We start from the raw sequence: 24,419 nt of genomic DNA on the forward strand, positions 1-24,419 counted from the left end.
TGATGCGGTACGACCTGGCTGTGATCGGCTCGGGTGGCGCGGGGTTCGCGGCGGCCATCGCGGCCCGCGGCATGGGCCGGTCGGTGGTGATGATCGAGCGCGGCACGGTGGGCGGCACCTGTGTGAACACCGGGTGCGTCCCGTCGAAGGCGCTGCTGGCCGCGGCCGAGGCACGCCACGTCAGCCTGGACGGCCGGTTCCCGGGCGTCACCGTCTCCCCGTTCGGCGTGGATCTGCCGGGCCTGATCGACGGCAAGCGGGCGCTGGTGGAGTCGCTGCGGGCGGAGAAGTACGCCGGCCTGGCCGCGGAGTACGGCTGGGACATCCTGGCCGGCACCGCCCGCTTCGCCACCGAGGGGACGGAACCGGTGCTGCGGGTCGGGCTCGCCGGCGGCGGTTCGGCCACCGTGACGGCCGGGCACTACCTGATCGCCACCGGATCCGCCCCGCGGACACCCCCGGTCGGCGGGCTGGCCGAGGCCGGGTACCTGACCTCGGCCACCGCGATGGAGCTGGACGCGTTACCGGCGTCGATGGTCGTGCTCGGGGGCGGCGCGGTCGGTCTGGAGCAGGCTCAGCTGTGGAGCAGGCTCGGCGTCGAGGTGACCGTGGTGGAGGCGGCCCAGCGGCTGGCGCCGTTCGAGGAACCCGAGATCGGCGCCATGATCGAGAAGGTGTTCCGCGGCGAGGGCATCCGCGTGCTGACCGGGACCACGGTCGGCCGCGCCGACCGCGACCCGGCCGGATACCGGCTGACCCTGACCGGCGGCCGCGGCGAACTGCGGGCCGAGCGGGTGCTGGCCGCCACCGGCCGCCGCCCGCTCATCGGCGGGCTCGGCCTGGCCTCGGTCGGCGTCGGGACCGGGGTATCCGGTGAGGTCCTGGTCGACGACAACCTGCGTACCGGCAACCCACGCGTCTGGGCGGCCGGAGACGTCACCGGGCACCCGCAGTTCGTCTACGTGGCCGCCGCACACGGCACCCTGGTCGCCGGCAACGCCTTCTCCGAAGCCGGCCGCACGATGGACTACCACCACCTGCCGCGGGTGACGTTCACCGGTCCGGCGATCGCCGCGGCCGGGCTCACCGAGGCCCAGGCCGTCGAGCGGGGCTACCCGACCGAGAGCCGGGTGCTGCCGCTGGAGTACGTGCCGCGTGCGCTGGTGAACCGGAACACCCACGGCCTGATCAAGCTCGTCGCCGACCGCGACACCGGTCGGCTGCTGGGCGCGCACGTACTCGCCGAGGGCGCCGGTGAGGTGATCGCGACGGCGGTCTACGCGCTGGCCGGCACCATGACGGTGCGGCAGGTGGCCGACCTGTGGTGCCCGTATCTGACCATGGCCGAAGGCCTGAAGCTCGCCGCCCAGGCCTTCACCCGTGACGTGACCAAGCTGTCCTGCTGTGCCTCCTGACATCCCTGGTGAGCGGCCATGTTGAGCAATGGATTGATGACGGTCGGGGACTTGTCGCGCCGAACCGGTGTGCCGATCAAGACGCTGCGCCAGTACACCGACTGGGGCCTGATCCACAGCGTCGGCCGGAGCGCGGCGAACTACCGGTTGTTCGCCGCCGACGCCCTGTGGTGCGTCGAGCTGATCGGTCAGCTACGGGGCCTCGGGCTGACCGTGGCCGAGATCCGCGAGCTGACCGAAACCGACGCGGCCATCGGGCCCCGGCTGGCCGGACTGCTGCGGCACTCGCGTGCACGGTTGCTCCGGCGGATCGCCCAGGCGCGGGAGACACTGCGGCGCATCGACGAGTTCGAAGCGTGCCGCGGATACTTGACCCTCACCCCGGGGGCAGACCATACGGTCGCGGCCGAACACCACAACTCGTCGAAAGGTGCGGCTGTGACCAGCACAGACATCATCCCTGTCCCAAACAAGGCAGGTTCCGCCCGCGCACTGTCACCGGCGGCGCGAACCGTGCACCGGTGGGTGCTGACGGCGTTCGCCGAAACCGGCCGCGTGCCGTCGCGGGCGGACCTGGAGCGGCACACCGCGGCGTCGGGTGCCGATCATCGCGCGGTGGTGGCCGAACTGGTCGACCGCGACGTCCTCGCCGTCGACGAGCGGGGCGAGATCCGCGCGGCCTACCCGTTCTCGCCGGTCCCGACCCGGCACCGGGTCACCTGGGACGGGGGGACCACGGTGTACGCGATGTGTGCCATCGACGCACTGGGCATCTCGGCGATGCTCGATGTCCCGGTGACCGTCACCGGCACCGAACCCGGTACCGGCCACACCGTCACCGTGCACGTCGACCGCGACACCGCGCACTGGGAGCCCGGCACCGCGGTCGTGTTCGCCGGGCAGGCCGGTGACGCCCGCTGCCCGTCGGTGGACCGCACCTGCGGCCACGTCAACTTCTTCACCGGCCCGGACGCCGCCCGCGACTGGGCCGCGGCAACCCACGGTGTCACCGGCGTCGTCCTCGATCAGGAGCAGGCGCTGGCGGAGGGCATCGCCGGATTCGGTGGTCTGCTGCGGGAGGACCGGGCAGCGATCGACGCCGCCGAGGACTTCCGCGAGCGCGGGTTCACCCACGTGCCCCAGCTGCTCACCGCCGGCGAGGTGGCCCGGTTCCGCGCCGCCGCCGAGGAGGCCCTCGCCGCGGCCAGCCACACCGACGAGGAGTTCGGCACCCGCATCGTGGCCACCACCGACGCCTGGGAACATCACCCCGTCCTGCGTGAACTCGCGCTGCATCCCCGGCTCGGCGCGCTCGCCGAGCAGCTGGCCGGCATGCCGTTACGCGTGTGGGGCGGCGAGGTGCTGCGCAAGGACACCGCACACAGCGCGCCCACCGGCTGGCACGACGACCTGACCTTCGCGCTGCTGGACTCCCGGCTGATCTTCAACGCGTGGATCGCGCTGGTCGACGTGCCGGCCGAACGCGGGTGCCTGACCTTCCTGCCCGGCTCGCACCGCCGTGGCGGGCCGGACCGGGCGGAGCTGGCCGAGCACACCGCCGACCCGGACGGCTACCTGTTTCGCCGCTGGCCGGAACTGCGCTGGAGCCCGCGGGTCACCGTCCCGCTGCGGGCCGGCGACGCGACGTTCCACCAGGGGCGCACCGCCCACTACGCCGGCGCCAACACCACCGACGAGGCACGGCTGTCGTTCCTGGTCACCTTCACCGACGCCGACGCCACCTACCGGCCGCTGCCCGGCCGCGACCCGCTCGGCCTGCGCCCCGGCCAGGCTCTCCCGGACCACCGCTACCCCAGAGCACCGCAGCGAAACGGCGGGTGACCGAAGCGGTGTCGGCAGGCTGACACTCGCGCTGCGCCGGGTCGTGGTCACTGCTGGCCTGAGACCCACAGGTGAATCACGACCGGAAGCGGGTGCGGCCAGTGGTAACAACCAAGCGGCCGCCGTGGAGCGGGCACGCGCCGCGGCGGAGAAGGCGGGGCTCTCGGGGAAGGTCCGGTTCCACCTCGGCGACGCCGAACGCCTTCCGCTGCCCGTCGGCACGTTCGACGCGCTGGTGTGTGAGTGCGCGTTCTGTACGTTCCCGGACAAGGAGGGTGCTGCGGCCCGGCAGCCGGGTCGGTATCACCGACGTCACCGTGGCCGAGACCGGGCTGCCACCGGAGTTGACCACACTGGCCGCGTGGGTGGCCTGCATCGCCGACGCCCGCTCACCGCGTGCCTACACCGAGATCCTGGCCGGCGCCGGGTTGCGCTACACGGCGCTGGCCAGACGGGCCGTTGCGGGCGGGACGATCGGTTACTCCCTCCTGGTGGCGGAGAAGTCGTGAGGAGCTATTACGACGTGCTTACGGATACTCGCGCACCGGACCGGTGGGGCCGCACACTGCCTACTGTCGGTGCCCGCATACCCGTTCCCGGCGAAAGGTGATCGCAGTGAGGCTCTTCCGGTCCGTGGGACTGATGATCGCCACGTTCGCGCTGATCGCGGGTTGCGGCACGCCCGCGGGCACCGGTCAGCAGCCCGGCGGCGCGCCCGGGACGACACCGAGCACAGCGGCACCAGGCACAGCGGCGCCGGGTGCGGCGACCATCGCCGAACAGCTTCGGTTCACCGCGAAGACCGTCGACGGCAAGGACTTCACCGGACAGAGCCTTGCCGGCAAGCCCGCCGTGCTGTGGTTCTGGGCGCCCTGGTGCCCGGTGTGCCAGCGGGAGGCACCGACCGTGGCCAACGCCGCGCAAGCCGCCACGGGTGTCACGTTCGTCGGGGTCGCCGCCCAAGACGAGGTGCCCGCGATGCAGGCGTTCGTGTCCAAGTACAAACTGGACTCGTTCGTGCATCTCGCAGACGTCGATGCCGCGGTGTGGAAGCGATTCGGGGTGACCGCGCAACCGGCGTTCGCGTTCATCGGCGCGGACGGCTCGGTGGACGTGGTCAAGGGCACGCTGTCCGAACAGGACCTCGCGGCGCGCGCCGGCACGCTCGCGGGCGCCTGATCGTCCGCGGCCACCGGCACTCATGGATCCGCAGACGCTGGGCTTCGCGCTGGCCGCCGGACTGGTCGCGGCGCTGAACCCGTGCGGCTTCGCGATGCTTCCCGCCTACCTGACTCTCGTGGTCGTCGGCAACGACGGTGAGACACGCAGCCGCATCACCCTGGTGGGCCGTGCCCTGGCGGCCACGGTGGCGATGGCGTTGGGGTTTGTCGTCGTGTTCGGCATGTTCGGCCTCGTTGTCGCGCCGCTGGCGGCCTCGGTGCAGCAGTATTTGCCCGCGGTCACCGTGGTGATCGGTGCCGCCCTGCTCGGGCTCGGTGTCTGGATGCTGACCGGACGCGAGCTCACCGTGCTGCTGCCCAAGCTGAGCCGGGGTGCGCCGACCGCGCGGCTGGGCTCGATGTTCGGCTACGGCCTGGCCTATGCGATCGCGTCGCTGTCCTGCACGATCGGCCCGTTCCTCGCGGTCACCAGCGCCACCTTCCGCAGCGGGTCGATCCTCGGCGGGGCGCTGGCCTACCTCGCCTACGGCGTGGGCATGACGCTGGTGGTCGGCGTGCTGGCGACCGCGGTCGCGCTGGCCGGTTCCACGGTGACCACCGGCTTCCGTCGGATGCTGCCGCACATCAACCGGCTCGGCGGCGGACTGCTCGTGCTCGTCGGTGCCTACGTCGGCTACTACGGCATCTATGAGCTGCGCCTGTACTTCGGCGACGGCGCCGCCGGCGACCCGGTGATCGAGGCAGCAGGCGCCATCCAGGAAACCGTGGCCGGCTGGGTGGACAGCGTCGGCGTGCTACCCCTGCTGGCGACGCTCGCCGTGCTGATCATCGGCGCGATCCTGCTCAAGCGCCGGAGATCCGGCACGCGTCGGCAGAAGCACGAGGATCACGTTGAGTGAGTTGTGGCAGCCTGAGCGGGTGCCAAGTCGCGTGATCCGTATCGTGCCGTACGACCCGCGGTGGCACCAAACGCTACTTCCGTGAGCCACCGGGCCAACCGCGCACACACATCCACGTGCGCCGGGCGGGCAGCTTCTCGGAGCAGTTTCCCTTGCTGTTCCGGGTGTTCCGCCACGACCGCGGCTCCTACACCGCCGCGAAAGTGCCGTTCTTCTGAGAGGTCATCCGCCGCCGGGGCCGAGGATCCGGTCGGCGTCTGCCTGCGATGTGGTGGGCAGTGTCCAGGCCATTGCCCGGGGGCAGTCCCTGGGGAACCAGTAGTCCGGTGTCCTCACGGTAGCCGGCGTGGTTTGTCGTTGTCGTCGGTCCATCAGGGGCCGGTGAGGGTGAGGCTGCCGGGGATGGCGTGGAAGGCGTCCTCGACGCGGCGGATCAGTTCAGCACTTCCGCCGGGTCCCTTCCAGCGTCCGAGTTTCTCGCGGCGGCCGGGCGGTCCGTCGTATCCGCGGCCGGAGATCCAGTTCTTGGCGGCGCAGCGCCAGGCGGCCAGGGACAGCTCTCCCAGCAGCCGCAGGCGGACGTCGTCGCGGCTGTCGATGCCGAGCTTGGTCTCGAGTTCGGTGACGAGTCTGGTTTGGACGGTGATCGACCGTAGGAGGCTGCGGTCCCACAGCACCGGGGTGCGGGCGACGAGACCGCGGGTGGCGAGGAAGCGCCGGTCCCAGTCGTCGCCGAGCCCGGCGATGGCCGCGACCAGCGTCTCCCGCAGGAAGTCGAGCACGGGCCCGTGCAGGTCCCGGCCGGCGACCTCGGCGACGTAGGCGTCCCACAGTTCCAGTTCGGCGGCCAGCGCGACGTCCTCTTTGGACTCGTACATCCGGAAGAAGGTGCGCCGGGAGACCTCCACGGCGTCGACCAGGTCGTCGACCGTTGTTTCCTGGTAGCCCCGTTCGAGGAACAGTCGCAGGGCGGCGTCGGCCAGTGCGGTGCGCGTGCGCAGCTTCTTGCGCTCCCGTAGCGGCAGGGCGCGTTCTGCCGAAGTGGACCCCGTCATGCCCGCAGTCTAGCGCCCCTCGGGTACTTTTGCTCCTCGACAGCTATTGGCACTGAGGTTACTCTGACACTGAGTGCCAAATTGTGGAGGTGTGGCTGTGCTGGTGGTTCTGCTGGCAGCGTCGACGCTCGGGGTGATGGGCGGCGCGGTGATCGTGCCGGTACTGGAGGTCATCCGGGGAGATCTGGGAGTGACCGGGACCCTGGCCGGGTTCGTGCTGACCGCGCACGGGCTGGCCATCGCCGTCACGAGTCCCCTGTTCGGGCGCGCCATCGACCGGTGGGGAGTGCGTCGGCCGATGATCGTCGGCCTGGTCGTCTACGCGCTCGGCGGCGGCGCCGGCCTGGTGGTCACCTCCTACCCGGCGCTGATGGTCAGCCGCCTGGTGTTCGGGGTGGGCGCGGCAGCGGTGTTCACCGCCACCACGGTCGCGATGCTGGCCTTCTACCGCGGCGCGGAACGGGACCGGGTGATGGGCTGGCGTTCGACGGCGACCAGCGTCGGCGGGCTGGTCTGGCCGCTGGTGGGCGGGTTGCTCGGTGGGCTGACCTGGCATGCCACCTTCGCCGTCTACCTGGTCGGCCTTCCGCTCGCGGCGCTGGCGGCGTGGTCCCTGCCGGACACCACCGCACGGGCCGGAGGGGAGGACCTCGGCGCCGTCCGGTTGCTCCGCCACCGGCCGGCGCTGCTGGGCTGGTACAGCCTGTGGATCGTGATCGCGGTCCAGATGTATGTGCTGGCGATCTTCCTGCCGCAACGGCTGGCGCAGATCGGCATCCGGGCGCCGGTGCTGGTGTCGCTCTACGCGGTGGTGGGCGCGGCGATCACGACCAGCCTGGTCGGACTCGTCTACGGCAGGCTACGGGCACGGTTGAGCTATGCCGCCCTGTTGCGTGCCGCCCTGGTCACGTCGCTGGCCGGGTTCCTGATCTACGCGACGGTCAGCCATCCGGTGGTCCTGCTCCTGGCTCCGGCGCTGTTCGGTATCGGCAACGGAATCCTGTTCCCGGTGGCCACCGTGCTGGTCGACCGGGCGGCCGGCGTCGAACACCGCAGTCGCGCGGCAGCACTGTCGGGTACGGCGATCTTCGCCGGCCAGTTCCTGTCCCCGCTGCTGTTCGGACCACTGATCGAGGCCACCTCGACCACGACCGGCTTCCTCGTCGCCGGGGCGGTGTCGGCGATCCTGCTGGCGGTCGTGGTCGTCCGCCGGATCGGCGTGGACGTCGCGTCAGTACGGTGACGGTCATCGACGAAAGGGGCGCGGGTGGGCGAGCAGATGCAGATCGGCGAGGTGGCCGAGCGCACCGGGCTGTCGCTGCGCACCATCCGCTACTACGAGGAGATGGGCCTGGTCGTGCCCAGCGCGCGCAGCCAGGGCGGGTTCCGCCTTTACACCGACCCGGACGTGCAGCGCCTGCAGCTGATCAAGCGTATGAAGCCGCTGGGCTTCCAGCTGGAGGAGATGCGTGACCTGCTGGCCGTTCTCGACCCGCTGCCCGGCGACACACCACCGGATGACCCGGCCGGCCTGCTGACCCGCCACAGCGCCACTGCCGAGCAGGCCTGCGAGAACCTGCGGGCCAAGCTGCGCGTCGCCGAGGAGTTCGCCGCGTTGCTGCGTACCCAGCTCAAGCGTCACCGCGGCTGAGCACGGGCCGTGATCGTGATCCGGGCCTCACTTGCCGACGGCGGTCCGCGGCCGCGGCCAACTCTGCTCTAACGTAAGGGTCGGGTTTCGGCGGGTCGTTCCCGTCCTTTCCGGGCAGTGCCGCCCTCTCGCATCCCAGTCCTTTCCACGGCGCCGGGTCGGCGCCCGGCCATGTCAGGTTGTCGCGTGCCTTCTTCTTCGTCGTCGTTGTCGTCCCGCCGCAGGCCGTCCTGGTTCTCGCCCAGAGTGGCGCGTACCGAGATCCTGGCCGGTTTGGTGGTCGCGCTGGCGCTGATCCCGGAGGCGATCTCGTTCTCGATCATCGCCGGCGTCGACCCGAGCGTCGGGCTGTTCGCCTCGTTCACCATGGCGGTGGTGATCTCGATCGTCGGCGGCCGCCCGGCGATGATCTCGGCGGCGACCGGGGCGATCGCGCTGGTGGTGGCCCCGCTGGCGCGGGAACACGGCCTGAGCTACCTGATCGCGACCGTCATCCTGGGCGGGTTGTTCCAGGTCGTGCTCGGCTCGCTCGGGGTGGCCCGGCTGATGCGGTTCGTCCCGCGCAGCGTGATGGTCGGCTTCGTCAACGCCCTGGCCATCCTGATCTTCCTGGCCCAGGTTCCCGAGCTGATCGACGTGCCCTGGCCGGTCTACCCGCTGTTCGCGGGCGGCCTGCTGATCATGATCCTGTTCCCGAAGCTCACCAAGGTCATTCCAGCGCCGCTGGTGTCGATCGTGGCACTGACCGCCCTGACGATCGCCGCCGGGATCGCCGTGCCGACCGTGGGCGACAAGGGAGCACTGCCGTCCACACTGCCCGTTCCCGCGTTCCCGGACGTCCCCCTCACCGTCGACACGCTGACGCTGCTGGCCCCCTACGCGCTCGCGTTCGCCCTCGTCGGGCTCATGGAGTCGCTGATGACCGCCAAGCTGGTCGACGACATCACCGACACCCACTCCAACAAGACCCGGGAAGCCATCGGCCAGGGCGTCGCCAACGTCGTCACCGGCTTCTTCGGTGGCATGGGCGGCTGCGCGATGATCGGCCAGACCATGATCAACGTCAAGACCGCCGGTGCCCGTACCCGGCTCTCGACGTTCCTGGCCGGTGTGTTCCTCATGGTGCTGTGCATCGTGTTCGGCCCGGTCGTCTCCCAGATCCCGATGGCCGCCCTGGTCGCGGTAATGGTCCTGGTCGCCGTCGGCACCTTCGACTGGCACTCCGTCGCCCCCGCCACCCTCAAACGCTTGCCCGCCGGGGAGATCACCGTCATGGCGGTGACCGTGGCCATCGTCGTGGCCACCGACAACCTCGCCGTCGGCGTCGTCGCCGGCACCATCACCGCCATGGTCATCTTCGCCCGCCGCGTCGCCCACCTGGTCGAGGTCACCGCCGCCACCGACCCCGACGGCCGCCAGGTCGTCTACGCCGTCACCGGCGAACTGTTCTTCGCCTCCAGCAACGACCTCGTCTACCAGTTCGACTACGCCAACGACCCGGACAGCGTCGTCATCGACCTCACCGACGCCCACATCTGGGACGCCTCCACCGTCGCCGCCCTCGACGCCATCACCACCAAGTACGCCGCCCGCGGCAAAACCGTCGACATCGTCGGCCTCAACAAACACAGCGCCACCATGCACAGCAAACTCACCGGCGAACTCACCCCCGGCCACTGAGCCGCGCACGCTCATCGATCAGTGCGGCGATGCTGTCGAGCACGCGGGTCAGCCCGAACTCGAACTCGTGCGCGGCGTCCTCCGGGGTGAGGGCACCCGCGGCGAGGATGCCGGCGAGCACGGGGTAACGGTCGTCGTCGACGACTCGGGCGAGGATCTTCGCGTTCGCGGCCGCCCACGCGTCGGCACCGACCCCGGTGCGGCGCTCGGCCCGCGCCTGCGCGACCGAGCCCTGTGCCGCGCCGCGCACGTAGGCGTTGAGCAGCAGCACGACGTCGACCACGGTGCGGTCCGGTAGACCGGTGGGCGCCACCGCGGCCAGCGCGGCCTCGAACCAGGCGATCTCGTTCGGGCCCATCACCCGCCGGTCCGCGATGACCGCCAGCGCCCACGGGTGCCGACGGAACACCGACCGGATCTCGCGTGCCCACCGGTCCAGCCGCTCGCGCCAGCCGCCCGGCACCTCACGCAGGTCCGGTGACGGTCCCACCGCGGTGTCCAGCAAGAGGTCGATCAGCTCGGCCCTGCCCGGGACCTACGCAATAGTGCGTGAGGGTCACGCAATAAAGGGGGTTGGACTCGTGGAACAGCACACACGTCGGGACGCACTGCGGGCCGCGGCGATCGCGACCGCCGCGGGGGTGGCGATCGCCGCCTGCGACAGTGAGCGGGAACCGGGCGGAGCACGGCGCGGCTACGTGCTCAGGGGTGTCACCGCGGTCGGGTCGGACGGCCAGGTCGAGGCACCGGCCGAGCACGAGGTCGTCGACCTCCGCGGCGCCGTCGTGTTACCCGGTCTGTGCGACATGCACGTTCATCTGACCAATATGGACACGGTCTTTCCCGTGCTGCACATCGTCAACGGCGTCACGACGATCCGCGTGATGGCGGGCGAGCCGTTCCAGCACGAGTGGCGCAGGCGGACCGACCGGGGCGAACTGCTGGGGCCCCGGCTGGTCATCGGCAGCCCGATCCTCGACGGGAAGCCGTCACAGTGGCGGGGCACTGGCGAGGGGCTGCCGGTGCGAGAGGTCGGGGACGCCGCCGAGGCCAGGGCGGCGGTGACGGAGCACCGCGGAGGCGGCGCCGACTTCCTGAAGGTGTACTCCCAGATGGCGCGCCCGACGTTCGAAGCGCTCTGCGCGGAGGCCGCGCGGCAGGCGATCCCGGTGCTCGGCCACTGCCCCGACGAGGTGCCCGCCCGCCCGCACACGACCAGCGACCGTCCTACCTGCCAGAGGCCGGCAAGGTCGCCTGGTGGCCGTGGCTCGACACACTCGTCGCCATGCGCGGACCCGAGGAAGCCCGCCAGCGCCGCGAGCTGTTCGGCCATCGGCTGGAGCTGGTCGGTGCGATGCACGCGGCCGGCGTCCCGATCCTCGCCGGCTCCGACGACTCCATTCCCTGCCTGGTCCCCGGGTTCGCGCTCCACGACGAACTAGCCAGCGTTTCTCAGGTGGGTGCCGGTGGGAGCTGGACGATGAAGCGGGCGCCTCCGCCGGGGCGGTCTTCGACCCAGGTGGTGCCGCCGTGCCGGGCGACCTGGTCGGCGACGATGGCCAGGCCGAGGCCGGTGCCGCCGAGGGTGCCGCGGCTGCCGGCGCGGTTGCCGCGGGCGAAGCGTTCGAAGATCTGGTGTCGTAGTTCGGGTGGGACGCCGGGGCCGGCGTCGTCGATCTCCAGGCGGACGGTGCCCTCGTGGTGACCGAGCCAGACGCGGACCGGGCCGCCGCCGTAGCGGACGGCGTTGGTGAGCAGGTTGGCCACGACACGGTCGAGGCGCCTGCGGTCGGCCAGCACGATCGGGGCTTCTGCGGTGCCGACCTCGATCGGGGTGCCAATCCCGAGGTTGGTGGCGGTGTGGCCGACGAGGTCGGCGAGGTTGAGCGGTTCCCGGTCCTGCGTGCTGGTCTGCTGGTCGTCGCGGGCGATGTCGAGTAGGTCGAGGACCATCTGGTGGAAGCGGTCCACTTCGGACAGTAGAAGGTCGAGTGGCCGCCGGGCCGATTCGGGGATGTCCTGCCGGCGTCGGCGGATCATGGCACCGGCGTTGATCATGGTGGTGAGGGGTGAGCGCAGTTCGTGGCTGACGTCGCCGGCGAAGCGGGCGTCGCGCTGGACCCGGTGCTGCAGTGCCTCGGTGGTGTCGTTGAACGTGGTGGCCAGGGAGTCGAGGTCGGGGTCCTTCTGCGGGGGAAGGCGGGCGGTCAGGTCACCGGCGGCGACGCGGGACACGGCGACGGTGAAGGTGCTGAGGGGACGCAGCGCGCGCCGGCTGGCCCAGGCGCCGAGCAGGAAGCCGAGCAGTGCGCTGAGCCCAGTGCCCGCGATGAGGAGGGTGCGCAGGAACCGCAGGGTCCCGTGCAGTTCGACCAGTGGGAACAGTTCGATGAAGGCGTCGACGGCGGAGGACGGTACCGGCCGGGAGACGGCGAGTACCGGGATGCCGCCGGTCACCAGCTCGAGTTCGAGCGGACGGTTCTGGTGTGCCGCGTCGAGAAGCTGCGGCGGGAGGCTGGACAGCTCGACCGGACGGCCGCTGGTGATCCACCGGTTGTCGTGCCGCAGCAGCAGCGTGGTGTCAGGAGGCGTGCTCAGCCCGGTCAGTAGCTCGTCGAGGCTGTTCGACCCCGTTCGGAGGGCGTTGTCCACCAGCCGGACGTTCACGTCGGCCTGCCAGGTGACGCTCTGGCGGCGTTGCTTGAACATGTAGTCCGAGGCCAGGGTCCAGGTGGCCACCGAGACCATGCCGGTGAGCAGCAGGGACCCCAGCGCGAACGCCACCGCGACCCGCCAGCGCAGTGTCAGCCGCGTTCGCCACCTGGGTCGTCGCGTGCTCTCACGGGACGGGTTCGGCTTGGCCACCCGCCTCACCTTTCCCCGCGGGTCGCCCTGGTTCAACCCAGGCTGGTGAGCAGTTCCCGGCAGGCCTGGGCACAGGTGCGGCAGGCTTGCGCGCACACCCGGCAGTGGTTGTGATGTTCGGCGTGGGCCGCGCACTCGTCGGCGCACACGGTGCAGGCGTAGTCGCAGGCCCGGAGCACCGCGCGGAGCAGTTCGGTGTCGAGGCCGGTGCGGCGGGACAGGACGTCCGCGGTGGTGGTGCAGAGGTCGGCGCAGTTCAGGTTGGTGCTGATACAGGTGCGCAGGGGTGTCACGTCGGGTTCGTCCAGGCAGGCGTCCGCGCAGGCCGTGCAAGTCTGGGCGCAGGTGCGGCAGGCGTCGATGCAGCGCGCGAGGATGTCGAGGTCGGACTCCCCGGTGTCGGCGGGGTGGGTGTCGAGCATGGTCTTGGCGGTGCTCATGGTGATCTCCTTCGTGGTGGGAGTCATCGTTGGGCCGATGGCCGGCCGAGCCCGGGAGCGCCGGCCGACTGCAGCAGGTTGGTCGCACCGGAGGCGACCTCGCAGTCCACGAGCAGGTCGTGGGAACGCGCGCGGAACACCTGGCGGGAAGTGAAGTCCCGGCGGCCCCGGGACAGGGCGTGTCCGAGCAGTCCCAGACCGGCTCCGATCAGGGCACCCAGCACGGCGCCGTAGAGGGCTCCGAACAGTGCCAGGAGCAGGTCGGTGAGCAGCGGGGCGATCCAGCCGAACAGCCCGAACAGCCAGCCGAACAGCGCACCCACGGCCGCGCCGGCTGCCGCCCCACGGCCGGCCGCGGTGAGGAAGGTGAGCCGGCCGGTCACCTGTTCCACCGATTCCAGGCCGCGGCCCACGATGGCGGTGTGCTGGACCGGGAAGTCGTGGTCGGACAGGTAGTCCACGGCTTGTTCGGCCTGTGCGTAGGTGGCGTAGCTGCCTACCACCTGCTGGGGTTTGAGCTGGTCCACGGATCCGTTGGCGGCGTTCATGATCTCCTCTTGTGGTGGCGGTCGGTCACTCGTCGGTGTGTCGGAGCACTGCCAGCGGGCACGGTGCGTGGTGGAGCAGTGCGTGGCTGACCGAACCGAGGAACGCCCTGCGGACGGGGCCACGGCCGTGGCTGCCGACCACCAGCAACTTCGCCGGGCGCGCCACTTCGATCAGGGCGTGGGCGGGCCGGTCGTCGGCAGCGGTGAAGTCGACCCGCACCTCGGGGTATCGGACGGCCCAGCCGTCCAGAAGTTCGCGGACGGCCTGCTCCCTGACGGCCTCACCGCGGTCGAGGTCCACCTCGCCTGCCGGCATCGGGGTGAACGTTCCCAGCGGGAGCTCGTTCCAGGCGTGAACGGCGTGGACGGAGGTGTTCCACCGGGCGGCGCAGTCGAACGCGAAGTCCAGGGCCCGGTCGCTGGTGGGTGAGCCGTCGACACCGACGACCACGGGACCGCCGGATGCCGGGGCGGCGTCGTCACCGCGGACGACGATCACCGGGGGACGGGCCGTGCGTACCAGGTGGGCTGCGGTCGATCCCAGCAGCGCCCTGGGGAGGGCGCCGAGTCCGGTGGCTCCGACGACGAGAAGCTCGGCCGCCAGTTCCTCACCGAGTGCGGGCAGCAGGGATTTCGCCTGTCCTTCGACGAGGTGTGTTTCCACGTCGAGACCGGGAACGGCGCAGGATTCGGCGACCTCGCGCAGTTGCTCGGCGGAGTGCGCGCGGATCTGCTCGCCGTCGGCGGTGCTGGCGCCGGTCCAGCCGTCCATGATGGGCGGTGCCCACTGGAAACAGTGCACGATGAGCAGTGGCTGCTGTCTGTGCCGGGCTTCGGTCGCTGCCCACCGCGTGGCCTGCCGGGCGCGGGGTGATCCGTCGAAACCCGCGATGACCGGGCCTCGCGTGCTGTCGGACACGATTCCCCCTTCCGGGTGGTGGACTGGAGTCGTGGCTCCTTCGGGGGTTTCCGCTGCCGGGTGTGCTCACACGGCGCGTACCTGACGAAAACCTGACGTTCGGCCGGCCGGGCGTGCCGATTTGGCGCGGGTGGGTACCGCACGGGCATGAGACGGACGTCCAGGGCAGCGGTTGTGCTCACAGTGCTCGTCGGCGCCGGGTGCGGTGACGTGGTTGAGCATGGGCAGGGTGCCGACACGCTCGGCACCAACACCGAGGTCGGAGCCGTGAAGCTGCGCAATGTCTACGTCGAGCGGCCCCCGGCGGGGGCCTACCGGCCGGGTGAGGACGCGCGGGTCGCCATCTCGCTGTTCGCGACCGGCCGGACCGACGACCGGTTGACGGGGGTGACGAGCACGGATGCCCGCGCCGTGCGGATGCGGTGGGACCGGGCCTGCGACGGCGCCGCCGAGCCGGTCCTGTCGATCCCGTTACGTGGTGGCGAGGTACCCAGCCCCAGCGGTACCCCCGTGACCGGGCACCTGCCGTACTACCTGACGATCTCCGACTTCAACCGCGAGGTGCCCGCGGGAACGACGGTTCCCCTGACGTTCACCTTCGCCCACGCGGGCGAGGTGACGCTGCAGGCGAAGGTCCAGCCCCGCGACGACAGCGACGAGCCGGCCGACTACGCCTGCCTCACCGATCCGATCAGAGGGCCGGTGGTGGACAGGTGACCCGGCCGGGTGAACGAACGGCTGTGGTGCAGCCGGTCCAGCTGGTGCGGCCTCGCCGGCCACGAGTCGTGGGCACGGCCCTGCTGCGCTTGCTGCGCACCACCGACCACAAGCAGCTCGGGCTGATGTATCTGGCCACGACGTTCGGCTTCTTCCTCGCCGGTGGTGCGCTGGCGATGCTCATGCGGGCCGAGCTGGCAGCGCCCGGCCTGCAGATCGTGGCCCACGAGCAGTACAACCAGCTGGTGACCGTGCACGGCACCATCATGCTGCTGCTGTACGCGACCCCGAACGCACTGGGTTTCGGCAACTATCTCGTTCCGTTGCAGATCGGCGCACCCGACGTGGCATTTCCCCGGTTGAACGCGTTCTCGTACTGGCTGTTCCTCTTCGGGGGTGTGATGGTGGTGGCCGGGTTCGTCACGCCGGGTGGCGCCGCGTCGTTCGGCTGGTTCGCCTACGCCCCACTCAACAGCGCCACGCACAGCCCGGGGGTCGGGGCGGACCTCTGGGCGACCGGCTTGATCGTGTCCGGCCTGGGCACGATCCTCGCCACGGTCAACCTGATCACCACGATCGTCTGCCTGCGTGCGCCGGGAATGACCATGTGGCGGATGCCGTTGTTCACTTGGAACATCCTGTTCACCGGTGTGCTGATCCTTGCCGCGTTCCCCATCCTGACCGCGGCCTTGTTCGGCCTGCTGGCCGACAGGCACCTCGGCGCCCACGTGTTCGATCCCGCCAGCGGTGGTGCGATCCTGTGGCAGCACCTGTTCTGGTTCTTCGGCCATCCCGAGGTCTACATCGTCGCGTTGCCCTACTTCGGCATCGTCAGCGAGATCATTCCCGTGTTCAGCCGCAAGCCCCTGTTCGGTTACCGGGCGCTGGTGTTCGCCACGATCGCGATCACGGGGCTGTCGTTCACGGTATGGGCGCACCACATGTTCGCCACCGGAGCGGTACTTCTGCCGTTCTTCTCCCTGCTGTCGTTCCTGATCGCGGTCCCCACCGGAATCAAGTTCTTCAACTGGATCGGCACCATGTGGAAAGGCACGCTGACCTTCGAGTCACCGATGTTGTGGTCGGTCGGATTTCTGGTCACCTTCCTCCTCGGCGGACTCACCGGAGTGATCCTGGCCTCTCCACCGCTGGACTTCCATTCGACCGACAGCTACTTCGTCGTGGCGCACCTGCACTATGTGTTGTTCGGCACCATCGTGTTCGCCACGTTCGCCGGAATCTACTTCTGGTTTCCCAAGATGACCGGGCGGATGCTTGACGAACGCCTGGGTAGGCTCCACTTTTGGACGACGTTCACCGGGTTTCAGATCACGTTTCTCGTGCACCACTGGCTGGGTTCGGCCGGGATGCCGCGCCGCTATGCCGATTATCTTCCCGGGGACGGGTTCACGATCCTCAACTCGCTGTCCACCGTGGGCGCTTTACTGTTGGGCCTGTCGATGCTGCCGTTCCTGTGGAACGTGGTGAAGAGCTACCGGTTCGGTGAGGTGGTCACCGTCGACGATCCGTGGGGCTACGGCAACTCGCTGGAATGGGCGACGACCTGTCCGCCACCGCGGCACAACTTCCACGAGCTGCCACGGATCCGCCATGAACGGCCCGCGTTCGAACTGCATTATCCCGACATGGCCGAACGTCTGCGTGTGGAACGCTGGGCAGGGGCCGTCATCCCGTCAGCACGGCGTGCACGGGCTCCCGGACGATCGCCACGGGACACGGTGCGTGACGCAGGACCTGGTGGCTGAGCGATCCCTGAGGCTTCCGCCGCCCGGCACCGTGGCCGTGTTCACCGACGACCAGCAGCGCGGCACCCGCGGTGCGGCGCAGTAGTGATCGGGCCAGCGACCCGGACGCCCGCTCGACGTAGAGGCGGACATCGGGGCAACGCAGGTTCCAGTCGGCGATCTGACACCCCACGAGTTCGTCGACGGTGACACCGTCCGGTGTGGGACCGCTGTGCTCGGCTGACGTGCTGTGTACGAGGTGCACCGGGCAGTCGTGCAGACCCGCGAAATGGAACGCGAACTCGGCGGCATGCTCGCTGGCGGGTGAGCCGTCCAGGCCGACGACGACATGACCGCCGTGCAGGTGCTGCAGCGGCCGCTCACCTCGCACCACGATGGTGGGCCACCGGCCCTGCCGCACCAGACCGGCCGCTGTCGAACCGGTCAGCGCCGGGGTGACCGCGCCCGCGCCACTCGTTCCCACGGCGACGAACACGGCGGTGACCTGGTCCGCGAGTGCCGACAACGCCGGCGCGGGCGCGCCGGTCGACACCAGCCCGTGCGCGGTCACACCGGGGTAGGCGTCCCGGACCTCACCGACGACAGCGCGGACGTCGGCCTGCGCCGCCACTCGTATCCCCTCCAGATCCGAAGGATCAGCCGGGTCGACCGTACTGAGCACGACCAGTGCACGCCTGCGTAGGTAGGCCTCGGCAGCGGTCCATTCGACGGCCCACCGGGACTGTCGCGACCCGGCGTAGCCGACCACCAGGGCGCCTGTCGTGTTCTCGACAGCCGTGGACATCGCGGGACCACCTGACCTCAGCGTCATCACCACGTTCGGTCTCCAGTCTGCCGTGAGGCGCCGCTAATGAGACTGACGAACACCTTACGATCGCCGCCCCTGTGCGAGGAGACGTTCAGATACCGCGCCCCCGGGCACCCCAGGAGTGAGCGACAACCCACTACGAACAGGGAGATGACTGGGATGACGGGCAGGTCCGCCCTCGCGGCGATCGGGCTGTGTGCGGTCACGGCGACGGCGTGTGCTCCGGACGCCGCGCCGGCGTCCTCGGACGAACCTCTTTCCGGTGCCGTGCCCCCTCCGGCCCCGTGCACGGCCGAGCAACTCACCGCGACCTTGCGTGAGGAGTCACCCGGCGCCGGCCAGCGCTACGCCACCCTGACGCTGACCAACGACAACGCGCAGACCTGCACGGTCAACGGGTTCGGCGACCTGCGGCTGACCGACGACGACGGCAAGGCGCTGCCTACGGACTCCTGGCGTACGCCGGACCCGCCACCGGCCGAGGTGCGCCTCGAACCCGGCCAGGCGGCACATCGACGTCTGCATTGGACAGTCGTACCGGCTCCGGACGAGCCGGCAACCGGACCGTGTCAGCAGGCGCCTGCCCGGCTGGAGGTGATCCCGCCGGATCGCTGGGGCACGGTGGCGGTGCCATGGTCGTTCGGCCCGGTCTGCCAGCACGGCTGGCTCGGCGGCGGAGCGTACGCGTCCTGACGAGAGGAGAAGTGAATGACGAACGCGAGGACCGCGACCGGCCCGGTCGTGGTCGGTTTCGACGGATCGGACGGTGCCGCTCTGGCAGTGCGGTGGGCCGCGGCCGAGGCGGCCCGGCGCGACCGCCGGCTGCTCCCGTGCAGGTTTTCGAATGGGCACCACCGCCGATGGAGGACCAGGTCACGGAGGCAGACCTCGACGGTGAGCGGATTCGCAGGCATGCCACGCAGGCGCTCGACGAGGCCGCGCGCGAATGCCACCGTGTGGTGCCGGGAGTCACCGTCGAGACGGCGGCTCCCGAGGGCGCGGCCGCAGCGACACTGGCCCGTGTCGCGGCCGACCGCGGCGCTCCGTTGCTGGTGATCGGCTCGTCCGGAATCAGCGCATTGCCCCGCGTCCTGCTCGGCTCCACGGCGGCCGAACTCGTCCGCTCGGCGGACGTTCCGGTGGTCGTGGTCCGTTCAGGGGACGAGGACGACGAGGAGACGACCGGGCGAGCGCCGGTGGTGGTCGGTGTGGACGGGTCGCCCAACAGTGACCCGGCTGTGGAGTTCGCCTTCGACGTCGCCCATCGCCATGGTGCTCCGCTGCGGGCGGTGCACGCGCTGTCCGACCTGCCGCCGAGCCTGCTGACCACCGGACCGGTCGCCGCCCGCGGCCCGCAGGTCGGACGGGCCGGGATCGGGCCGGAGGTGCCGCGGCAGCTCGACCGGCACGGGAGCAGGTATCCCGATGTCGACACCACGCTGGTCGGGGCGCCGGACCCGCCGGCACACGCCCTGCTGGACGCCGCCCGCGGGGCCCGGTTGCTCGTGGTCGGCAGCCACGGTCGCGGTCGCGTGCGCCGGATGTTCCTGGGGTCGGTCAGCCACGCGGCCCTGTACCACGCTCCGTGTCCGGTCGCGGTGCTGCGATCAGCCGGGTGACCGCGGCTGCTCGTCCAGCTGCCGCGGCGAGCTGACGAGGCCGTCCCGGACGAGGTGGCCGGTCTGCCGCCACCGGCGGACGACCTGGCCGGCGGCCAGGACGGCGTACAACGCGGACAGGACGATGATCAGGGTCTGGTTCGCCTCCGCGGGCAGCACGATGCTGGCGGCGAACTGGGTGGCGAACAACACGAACAGGGCGAGCGCGCCACTGGTGCTCAGACCGAGGTTGACCAGGATGCTGGTGGCGAACAGCGACTGCGCCCCGGTGAGCAGGAGCTCGAAGCGCTGGTGGGTGTCCAGCGGGAGTCCGTCGGTGCTCGCCGAGGACAAGGCGAAGACCACCGGGATGGTGCCCACGAGCAGCGTCCACTGGTTGACCTTGCTCGACAGCAGGGTGCCCAGTGAGTGCGACGCCTTCAGCCGCACCGCGTACAGGCAGGCCACGATCAGTTCGGGTGACTCGCTGGCCAGCGGGGCGATCCACTGCACCAGCAGGAACTCGTCGACCCCGAGCTGATGGCCGGTGTCGACCAGGTTCTGCGCGAAATGCTCGGCGGTGGCCAGGATGACCAGGCCCGCGACGATGAACAGCGTGATGACCAGCGTTCGCCGCCGCTTCTTCGGTTTGCCGCCCGCCCACGCGGCGACGCCGAGCAGGTCGGGCTCCTCGACCGGTGCCTTGGTCAGCCGCCAGACGTAGCCGGCGAAGATGGCGACGAACACGGTGGCGTCGACCAGAGTGAGCGAGTCCCTCAGGGGCAGGGTCAGCGAGTACAGGGTGGCCAGGCCGAGGAACACCACTTCGGCCGACATCGCCGGCGCCAGCCGCACACTGCCCCGCCCGGTGGACCGGCTCTCCCGGCGGGCACGCACCGCCGCGATGCTCGCGACCAGCACGACGAGCGGCCAGCCGACTCCCACCAGGATCCGGTTGGCCCCGGTCATGTTCGCCAGCGCCAGCGAGCAGGCGTTCGTCTCGCCCGAGCCGACCAGGCACGTCCCGTGTGCGGCGTTGTGCTGGCCTGCCTGGAAGGTGAACACCAGATCCACCGCGTACTCCGGCAGTACCGCCACGACGGCGAGCACGGCGATGGCCAGGCCGGCGCTGATGTCGACCTGCGCGGCTTCCGCGGCCCAGGACAACACGAACGCCGCACCGACGATCGCGGCACCGAACAGCGCCGCCGCCAGCGGAGCGGGCAGATCGGGATGCGCCCAGCCCACGTAGTCGGCCGCCCCGAGGTAGGCGCCGGGAACGGTGACCGCCACGGCGACCACGAGCCGCGCGGGCACCCTGTCGGGTGCGCCGGTCACCGTGGACACCGGGACTCGTCAGCGGGCATGGTCGTGCCCGTACCCGGCAGGCCGTAACCCGAAACTCCAGCTGGCCCCGGGAATAGTCCGCTGCGAGCCGGGTAGGCCATCACGATAAGGGTTGGCGACCGTCCTGAAGGGAGCCATCGAGGGCCATGTTCATCTCACGTCGTGCGTCCGCCGGGGCGATCCTGGCCGCGTTGGTGATGGCGGGAGGATGCGGGAGTGGTGACGATGACCGGGCCGATGAACCACAGGCGCCGGAGAGCCCGGGACCGCCCTCGGTGTCGGAGCCGCCCGAGGGGAAGACCGAACTGCGGGGCGTGGTCCGCCCGGGCGTGGAGCCCGGCTGCTTGCTGCTGTCGGTCAACGGCACCGACTATCTCCTGCTGGGCCGTGATCAGGACGATGACGCCGTGCTCCGCCCGGGAGCTACTGTCGTCGTCCGCGGAGAACCCGCGGAAGGCCAGGTGACCACCTGCCAGCAAGGAACCCCGTTCCAAGTGGAGGAAAGCCACCCAGGCTGACGTGCCGAACACGGGTGGATCGGACCCAGCACGTGTGCGCGTCCGCGCTCGGGATACCCCGGCGGCATGGATACTTCACATCAGACGGGATCGGGAGAGTTACGCGCCTTCGTGCTCGCCCGGATCGCGGATGACGAGCAGCGCTTCCGCAACGGCGAGCTACCGGCATTGGACGAGGCGGAACGCCGCGGCCGCATCCGCGTCATGCGCAGCAGTTCCGGCGCGGGCCTGCTGCTCGTGGCCGGCCCGGTACAGGTCCCCGAGGAACGCATCCCCGTTCCGTTCCCGGAAAAGGCCGGCCTGATCCGCGAGGAAGCCGAGTCGTTCGACGACATCGCCCTGCTGAAACTGGTGGCTTCGGTGTACGCCGCGCATCCCGACTGGCAGCGGGAGTGGCAGCCCTGAGATCCGGGAGGAATACATGGCCTCCAGCGACGGGGTGAATCTCACGACAGTCGGTATCGTCGCCGATCCAGGCCTGCCCGCGGCGCTCGCCGAGCGGTTGCGCCATACACTGCCCGGACGCCTCGGCCTTGCCGCCACAGAGGAAGTGCGGTGGTCGGTCGAAACCGATCGTGCGCCGTTCGAACTGATGTACCCGGACTCCAGCGCGCTGTTGGAGAAAGCACGTCAGTACGTCCGGGGTCGCCCGTGGGACTTCGTCATCTGTGTCACCGATCAGCCCATGTACAGCGGTTCGGACGTTGTCCTCGCCAGGATCGACACGACCGACCGGGTCGCGCTGGTGTCCCTGCCCGCCTTCGGCGGAACCGGCTTGCGACGGCGGCTGACCGCCGCGGTGGTGGCCATCGTGTCGCACTTCGTCGCCTACGCCGGCGGTGCCGGGAACGACCAGCCGCGACCGCGGCGGCAACTGCCCGTTCCCGGCGCCCGGATGTCCAGCACGCACCCGGATCCGTCACGACTCGACATCACCGTGTCCGGACGCCGGGCAACGGCGCGCCTGCTGGCCGGCATGGTCCGCGTCAACCGTCCATGGCGGCTGCTGCGTGGGCTGTCCACCGCACTGGCCGGCGCGCTCACCGGCATCGCGTTCGGCGTGCTGTACTCCAGCATCTGGTCACTCGGCTCCGCCCTCGGACCACTGCGCCTGGCCGGTGTGACCGTGACCGCTGTCGCCGCGATGGCCGTCTGGCTGATCGTGGGTCACCGGCTCTGGGAACCCCAGCAACCGGCCACGGAACGCGACCGCGAGGTCAGGCTGCGCAATGCCAGCACGGTCGCCACCGTCACGGCCGGCACCGTCGCCTTCTTCCTCGCCATGCTCGCCATCGCGCTCGCCGCCGTCACGCTGGTCATTCCGCCGCCCTACCTGGCCGGCACCCTCGGGCGTCCCGTCGGAGTGGTCGACTATCTCGTGATCGCCGTGATGTCCAGCGTGCTCGGGACCATCGCGGGGGCCGTCGGATCCGGGCTGGAGGACGACACCGCGGTCCGCGAGGCGACCTACGCCTACCGCGAGCGGGAACGCCGCCGTCGCTTGGACAACGGGGACTGGTGACGCCCGGTTACCCGGCCTGTCACCGGAGAGCCGGGGACAGGCCGGCCACGGTGAGGTAGTGCCGGATCCGGCCGGACGTGGCCGCGATCCGGAGGTCGACCCCGTCGCGTCGTGCCTGACGGTAGGCGCTGATGAGCACGCGCAGCCCGGATACACCGAGGAAGGCCACCCTGTCGAGATCGACGACGACCGTCGACGCCGGCGTGGTCAGCCGGGCACGGATCTGCCCGGCCAGGGCCGGAGCCGTCACGGTGTCGACGTCACCGCTGACGACCAGTACGGTCGCTTCCTCGTCGGCTCTGCTGTAGCACGCCAGATGGGACATCGGCACCCGCGGCCCTTCGCTCGTCGGAAGATGTCGGACATGCGCCTCCCACACCCATCGTGCCGCCGCATGACGGCACGGGACCTGACAAGTTCCTTGCGAACAGCGGACGACCGGCAGTCAGGGTGGACGCTGGCCGGGGCCGGCGCCCGCGTCGGCTGATTCGTCCTGGCGGAACCGTCGCGCCACCAGGACGTCGGTGGTCGTGTGGGCAATCACCGACAGCACCACGCACAGCGCCACGACGGCGAAGATGGTGCTGGCGTAGGGAATTCCGGCCTGGACGACGTAGAGTCCGTACACCACCGACGCAAGCCCTTTCGGGCCGAACCAACTGGCGGCCAGGCGTTGCCGCCGGGCGAATTCCGATCCGAGGAAGGACAGCAGCAGGCTGGCGGGCCGGGCGAGCAGCAGCGCGAGCAACGCCACCACGTATCCGCCCGCCGGTACGTCGGCGAGCATGCCGCCGGTCAACAGGGCGCCGAACACCAGCAAGGCGAGAAACTTCATCAGCTCGGCCAGGTGGTCACCGAGCGGCTGGAAGCCTCCGCACATCTGCGGTGCCGTCTTCGCGACCATGGCGCCGGCCACGAAGGCGGCGAGGTAGGGGTTGAGGTGCAGCAGATGGGCGGTTCCGTAGCAGGCGGTGGCGACGGCAACCGGGGCGAGCGGTCGCAGACGCTGATGGACGGCCAGCACGGGCAGCCGGGCCGCGCCGGCGAGCACCGCCGCGCCGACGGCGCCGAGCGCGGCACCGCCCGCCAGTTCACCGAGCAACGTCCCCACATCCGGAGTGTCCCGGGAGCCCAGGACGGCGATCAGTACTACCACCGCCGGCAGCGCGAGACCGTCGTTGACCCCGCTTTCCACGTTGAGGGCATGCCGCAGCGGGCGGGGAACACCACTGCGCCGTACGATCCCCGAGACCAGCACCGGGTCGGTCGGGGACAGGATCACCCCGAGCAGCAGTGCGGCGGCCAGGGGAAGGTCAGTCAGGCCCCAGGCCAGCAGGGTGATGACCGCGGCGGTCAACGGCATGCCGATGAGCAATGCCCGGATCGGGGGAGCCCACAGGGTTCTGTCGCGGGGTGCCAGGGCCCGCATGCCGTCGGTGAACAACACGGTGAACAACGCCACGTCGGCCACCCGCCGGACCAGGTCGCCACTAGAACTGACCGTCACCAGGCCGAAGCCGCCGTGACCGATGACGAACCCGGTGATCAGGAACACCAGTGGCAGCGACAGGGCGGATCGTTCGGCCAGCGCCGACAGCAGCACGGCCACGAGCAGGGCCAGGCCGAAGGCCGCCGCGATCGCCATCGG

General features: G+C 70.5%; 27 protein-coding genes and 1 pseudogene. 17 read left to right on the top strand and 11 right to left on the bottom strand.

Going from position 1 to position 24,419, the window contains the following annotated elements:
* Positions 1–2 precede the first annotated feature (2 nt).
* The 6 genes and pseudogenes from merA (at position 3) to EWH70_RS06460 (ending at position 5,337) form a co-directional block, all read left to right on the top strand.
* Positions 3–1,415 (top strand): mercury(II) reductase, encoded by a 1,413-nt coding sequence (gene merA / locus EWH70_RS06435; protein WP_130474691.1) that lies wholly within the window; start codon positions 3–5, stop codon positions 1,413–1,415.
* A gap of 36 nt (positions 1,416–1,451) precedes the next feature.
* Entirely contained in the window at positions 1,452–3,257 is a 1,806-nt protein-coding gene (locus tag EWH70_RS06445) for a phytanoyl-CoA dioxygenase family protein (protein WP_205669045.1), read from the top strand.
* 43 nt (positions 3,258–3,300) lie between these two features.
* Positions 3,301–3,480 (top strand): annotated as a pseudogene (locus EWH70_RS36780) (hypothetical protein); the annotation flags it as partial.
* A 52-nt stretch (positions 3,481–3,532) separates the two neighbouring features.
* Entirely contained in the window at positions 3,533–3,766 is a 234-nt protein-coding gene (locus EWH70_RS36100; protein WP_240686877.1) for a hypothetical protein, read from the top strand.
* A 106-nt stretch (positions 3,767–3,872) separates the two neighbouring features.
* On the top strand, positions 3,873–4,436 hold the full coding sequence (locus EWH70_RS06455) for a protein disulfide oxidoreductase (RefSeq protein ID WP_240686834.1): 564 nt from the start codon (positions 3,873–3,875) through the stop codon (positions 4,434–4,436).
* 22 nt (positions 4,437–4,458) lie between these two features.
* The gene (locus EWH70_RS06460; protein WP_130474351.1) at positions 4,459–5,337 is read left to right on the top strand and encodes a cytochrome c biogenesis CcdA family protein; all 879 of its coding nucleotides are present in this window, start codon (positions 4,459–4,461) and stop codon (positions 5,335–5,337) included.
* Positions 5,338–5,559: 222 nt separating this feature from the next.
* Here EWH70_RS06460 and EWH70_RS36590 read toward each other — a convergent pair whose 3' ends face one another.
* Both EWH70_RS36590 and EWH70_RS06470 read right to left on the bottom strand, forming a co-directional pair.
* Positions 5,560–5,709: a DUF6886 family protein gene (locus EWH70_RS36590; protein ID WP_338078564.1), complete on the bottom strand. Its 150-nt coding sequence runs from the start codon at positions 5,707–5,709 to the stop codon at positions 5,560–5,562.
* Complete coding sequence (locus EWH70_RS06470; protein WP_130474352.1) at positions 5,709–6,392, bottom strand: TetR/AcrR family transcriptional regulator; 684 nt, start codon at positions 6,390–6,392, stop codon at positions 5,709–5,711. The genes EWH70_RS36590 and EWH70_RS06470 overlap by 1 nt, the downstream gene beginning before the upstream one ends.
* A gap of 97 nt (positions 6,393–6,489) precedes the next feature.
* Here EWH70_RS06470 and EWH70_RS06475 point away from each other — a divergent pair, with 97 nt between their 5' ends.
* From EWH70_RS06475 to EWH70_RS06485, 3 genes are all read left to right on the top strand, one after another.
* Entirely contained in the window at positions 6,490–7,635 is a 1,146-nt protein-coding gene (locus EWH70_RS06475) for an MFS transporter (protein WP_205669046.1), read from the top strand.
* Positions 7,636–7,671: 36 nt separating this feature from the next.
* A complete protein-coding gene (locus tag EWH70_RS06480; RefSeq protein WP_130474694.1) occupies positions 7,672–8,043 on the top strand; it encodes a MerR family transcriptional regulator in 372 nt (123 codons plus the stop codon).
* Between the two features lie 171 nt (positions 8,044–8,214).
* Positions 8,215–9,723 carry a SulP family inorganic anion transporter gene (locus EWH70_RS06485; protein WP_130474353.1) on the top strand — a complete coding sequence of 503 codons (1,509 nt, stop codon included), beginning with the start codon at positions 8,215–8,217 and terminating at the stop codon, positions 9,721–9,723.
* Here EWH70_RS06485 and EWH70_RS06490 read toward each other — a convergent pair.
* Positions 9,707–10,213 carry a TetR/AcrR family transcriptional regulator C-terminal domain-containing protein gene (locus EWH70_RS06490; protein WP_165436176.1) on the bottom strand — a complete coding sequence of 169 codons (507 nt, stop codon included), beginning with the start codon at positions 10,211–10,213 and terminating at the stop codon, positions 9,707–9,709. The two genes, EWH70_RS06485 and EWH70_RS06490, sit on opposite strands and share 17 nt — an antisense overlap.
* Before the next feature lie 91 nt (positions 10,214–10,304).
* Between EWH70_RS06490 and EWH70_RS06495 the strand changes: the two genes are divergently transcribed.
* Complete coding sequence (locus tag EWH70_RS06495) at positions 10,305–11,165, top strand: amidohydrolase family protein (RefSeq protein ID WP_130474355.1); 861 nt, start codon at positions 10,305–10,307, stop codon at positions 11,163–11,165.
* 10 nt (positions 11,166–11,175) lie between these two features.
* On the opposite strand, the gene EWH70_RS06500 is transcribed toward EWH70_RS06495, so the two are convergent.
* The 4 genes from EWH70_RS06500 to EWH70_RS06515 are packed head-to-tail and all read right to left on the bottom strand — an operon-like array spanning position 11,176 to position 14,495.
* A complete protein-coding gene (locus EWH70_RS06500) occupies positions 11,176–12,588 on the bottom strand; it encodes a sensor histidine kinase (RefSeq protein ID WP_240686836.1) in 1,413 nt (470 codons plus the stop codon).
* Positions 12,589–12,620: 32 nt separating this feature from the next.
* On the bottom strand, positions 12,621–13,028 hold the full coding sequence (locus tag EWH70_RS06505; protein WP_130474356.1) for a four-helix bundle copper-binding protein: 408 nt from the start codon (positions 13,026–13,028) through the stop codon (positions 12,621–12,623).
* 23 nt (positions 13,029–13,051) lie between these two features.
* A complete protein-coding gene (locus EWH70_RS06510) occupies positions 13,052–13,576 on the bottom strand; it encodes a YflT domain-containing protein (RefSeq protein WP_130474357.1) in 525 nt (174 codons plus the stop codon).
* Positions 13,577–13,601: 25 nt separating this feature from the next.
* On the bottom strand, positions 13,602–14,495 hold the full coding sequence (locus EWH70_RS06515) for a universal stress protein (protein ID WP_130474358.1): 894 nt from the start codon (positions 14,493–14,495) through the stop codon (positions 13,602–13,604).
* Between the two features lie 210 nt (positions 14,496–14,705).
* On the opposite strand from EWH70_RS06515, the gene EWH70_RS06520 reads away from it, so the two are divergent.
* Entirely contained in the window at positions 14,706–15,212 is a 507-nt protein-coding gene (locus tag EWH70_RS06520) for a copper chaperone PCu(A)C domain-containing protein (protein ID WP_130474359.1), read from the top strand.
* Between the two features lie 44 nt (positions 15,213–15,256).
* The gene (gene ctaD / locus EWH70_RS06525) at positions 15,257–16,978 is read left to right on the top strand and encodes an aa3-type cytochrome oxidase subunit I (RefSeq protein ID WP_476692385.1); all 1,722 of its coding nucleotides are present in this window, start codon (positions 15,257–15,259) and stop codon (positions 16,976–16,978) included.
* On the opposite strand, the gene EWH70_RS06530 is transcribed toward ctaD, so the two are convergent.
* On the bottom strand, positions 16,899–17,762 hold the full coding sequence (locus tag EWH70_RS06530) for a universal stress protein (protein WP_165436177.1): 864 nt from the start codon (positions 17,760–17,762) through the stop codon (positions 16,899–16,901). The two genes, ctaD and EWH70_RS06530, sit on opposite strands and share 80 nt — an antisense overlap.
* A gap of 183 nt (positions 17,763–17,945) precedes the next feature.
* Between EWH70_RS06530 and EWH70_RS06535 the strand changes: the two genes are divergently transcribed.
* Both EWH70_RS06535 and EWH70_RS06545 read left to right on the top strand, forming a co-directional pair.
* Positions 17,946–18,479, top strand: a complete 534-nt coding sequence (locus tag EWH70_RS06535) for a DUF4232 domain-containing protein (protein WP_165436178.1) — start codon at positions 17,946–17,948, stop codon at positions 18,477–18,479.
* Positions 18,480–18,616: 137 nt separating this feature from the next.
* Positions 18,617–19,405 (top strand): universal stress protein, encoded by a 789-nt coding sequence (locus EWH70_RS06545; protein WP_165436179.1) that lies wholly within the window; start codon positions 18,617–18,619, stop codon positions 19,403–19,405.
* Here EWH70_RS06545 and EWH70_RS06550 read toward each other — a convergent pair.
* The gene (locus tag EWH70_RS06550; RefSeq protein WP_130474697.1) at positions 19,394–20,722 is read right to left on the bottom strand and encodes a sodium:proton exchanger; all 1,329 of its coding nucleotides are present in this window, start codon (positions 20,720–20,722) and stop codon (positions 19,394–19,396) included. The two genes, EWH70_RS06545 and EWH70_RS06550, sit on opposite strands and share 12 nt — an antisense overlap.
* A gap of 155 nt (positions 20,723–20,877) precedes the next feature.
* Between EWH70_RS06550 and EWH70_RS06555 the strand changes: the two genes are divergently transcribed.
* The 3 genes from EWH70_RS06555 to EWH70_RS06565 all read left to right on the top strand — a co-directional run bounded on the left by EWH70_RS06555 (position 20,878) and on the right by EWH70_RS06565 (position 22,771).
* Complete coding sequence (locus EWH70_RS06555) at positions 20,878–21,249, top strand: hypothetical protein (RefSeq protein WP_130474364.1); 372 nt, start codon at positions 20,878–20,880, stop codon at positions 21,247–21,249.
* Positions 21,250–21,315: 66 nt separating this feature from the next.
* A complete protein-coding gene (locus tag EWH70_RS06560) occupies positions 21,316–21,654 on the top strand; it encodes a hypothetical protein (protein ID WP_130474365.1) in 339 nt (112 codons plus the stop codon).
* Positions 21,655–21,670: 16 nt separating this feature from the next.
* Positions 21,671–22,771: a hypothetical protein gene (locus EWH70_RS06565; RefSeq protein WP_130474366.1), complete on the top strand. Its 1,101-nt coding sequence runs from the start codon at positions 21,671–21,673 to the stop codon at positions 22,769–22,771.
* Between the two features lie 19 nt (positions 22,772–22,790).
* Here EWH70_RS06565 and EWH70_RS06570 read toward each other — a convergent pair whose 3' ends face one another.
* Both EWH70_RS06570 and EWH70_RS06575 read right to left on the bottom strand, forming a co-directional pair.
* Complete coding sequence (locus EWH70_RS06570) at positions 22,791–23,096, bottom strand: STAS domain-containing protein (protein ID WP_240686871.1); 306 nt, start codon at positions 23,094–23,096, stop codon at positions 22,791–22,793.
* 120 nt (positions 23,097–23,216) lie between these two features.
* Entirely contained in the window at positions 23,217–24,416 is a 1,200-nt protein-coding gene (locus EWH70_RS06575) for a cation:proton antiporter domain-containing protein (protein ID WP_130474368.1), read from the bottom strand.
* Between the last annotated feature and the right edge of the window lie 3 nt (positions 24,417–24,419).

Origin of the sequence: Amycolatopsis suaedae (genome assembly GCF_004214935.1) — a bacterium.
GTDB lineage: Bacteria > Actinomycetota > Actinomycetes > Mycobacteriales > Pseudonocardiaceae > Amycolatopsis > Amycolatopsis suaedae.

Coding starts and splice junctions, on each gene's coding strand:
- merA (WP_130474691.1), top strand. CDS start 3: ATGCGGTACGACCTGGCTGTGATCGGCTCGGGTGGCGCGGGGTTCGCG.
- EWH70_RS06445 (WP_205669045.1), top strand. CDS start 1,452: ATGACGGTCGGGGACTTGTCGCGCCGAACCGGTGTGCCGATCAAGACG.
- EWH70_RS06460 (WP_130474351.1), top strand. CDS start 4,459: ATGGATCCGCAGACGCTGGGCTTCGCGCTGGCCGCCGGACTGGTCGCG.
- EWH70_RS36590 (WP_338078564.1), bottom strand. CDS start 5,709: ATGGACCGACGACAACGACAAACCACGCCGGCTACCGTGAGGACACCG.
- EWH70_RS06470 (WP_130474352.1), bottom strand. CDS start 6,392: ATGACGGGGTCCACTTCGGCAGAACGCGCCCTGCCGCTACGGGAGCGC.
- EWH70_RS06480 (WP_130474694.1), top strand. CDS start 7,672: ATGCAGATCGGCGAGGTGGCCGAGCGCACCGGGCTGTCGCTGCGCACC.
- EWH70_RS06485 (WP_130474353.1), top strand. CDS start 8,215: ATGTCAGGTTGTCGCGTGCCTTCTTCTTCGTCGTCGTTGTCGTCCCGC.
- EWH70_RS06505 (WP_130474356.1), bottom strand. CDS start 13,028: ATGAGCACCGCCAAGACCATGCTCGACACCCACCCCGCCGACACCGGG.
- EWH70_RS06510 (WP_130474357.1), bottom strand. CDS start 13,576: ATGAACGCCGCCAACGGATCCGTGGACCAGCTCAAACCCCAGCAGGTG.
- EWH70_RS06530 (WP_165436177.1), bottom strand. CDS start 17,762: ATGTCCACGGCTGTCGAGAACACGACAGGCGCCCTGGTGGTCGGCTAC.
- EWH70_RS06535 (WP_165436178.1), top strand. CDS start 17,946: ATGACGGGCAGGTCCGCCCTCGCGGCGATCGGGCTGTGTGCGGTCACG.
- EWH70_RS06555 (WP_130474364.1), top strand. CDS start 20,878: ATGTTCATCTCACGTCGTGCGTCCGCCGGGGCGATCCTGGCCGCGTTG.
- EWH70_RS06560 (WP_130474365.1), top strand. CDS start 21,316: ATGGATACTTCACATCAGACGGGATCGGGAGAGTTACGCGCCTTCGTG.
- EWH70_RS06565 (WP_130474366.1), top strand. CDS start 21,671: ATGGCCTCCAGCGACGGGGTGAATCTCACGACAGTCGGTATCGTCGCC.
- EWH70_RS06570 (WP_240686871.1), bottom strand. CDS start 23,096: ATGTCCCATCTGGCGTGCTACAGCAGAGCCGACGAGGAAGCGACCGTA.
- EWH70_RS06575 (WP_130474368.1), bottom strand. CDS start 24,416: ATGGCGATCGCGGCGGCCTTCGGCCTGGCCCTGCTCGTGGCCGTGCTG.